We start from the raw sequence: 390 nt of genomic DNA, 5'->3' as shown, positions 1-390 counted from the left end.
CCGTCTTGAACCCCGTCCCCTCCGCACCGATCATCCGATCCGCCGGAATCCGCACATCCTCCAAGATCACCTGCCGGGTCGGCGACCCCTTGATCCCCAACTTGCGCTCCTTGGGCCCAAACGACACCCCCGCATCGCCCTTCTCCACCACGAACGCCGAAATCCCCCGCGCCCCCGCCGACGGATCGGTCACCGCCATCACCGTGTAGAACTCCGACACCCCCGCATTGGTGATCCACATCTTGGCGCCGTTCAGCACCCACTCATCCCCATCACGCACCGCACGCGTCCTCATCCCCGCCGCGTCCGACCCCGCCTCCGCCTCCGACAACGCATAAGAGAACATCGCCTCCCCCCGCGCCACCGGCCCCAGATACCGCTTCTTCAACT

At 66.4% G+C, this 390-nt stretch carries 1 protein-coding gene; it reads right to left on the bottom strand.

Annotated elements, in window-relative coordinates:
• A partial coding sequence (locus IE99_RS0128585) for an acyl-CoA dehydrogenase family protein (RefSeq protein WP_030177565.1) occupies nucleotides 1-390 on the bottom strand: 390 nt, incomplete at both ends.

Source organism: Spirillospora albida (assembly GCF_000718255.1).
Classification (GTDB): Bacteria; Actinomycetota; Actinomycetes; order Streptosporangiales; family Streptosporangiaceae; genus Spirillospora; species Spirillospora albida.
This window is presented reverse-complemented; position numbering and strand designations above follow the sequence as displayed.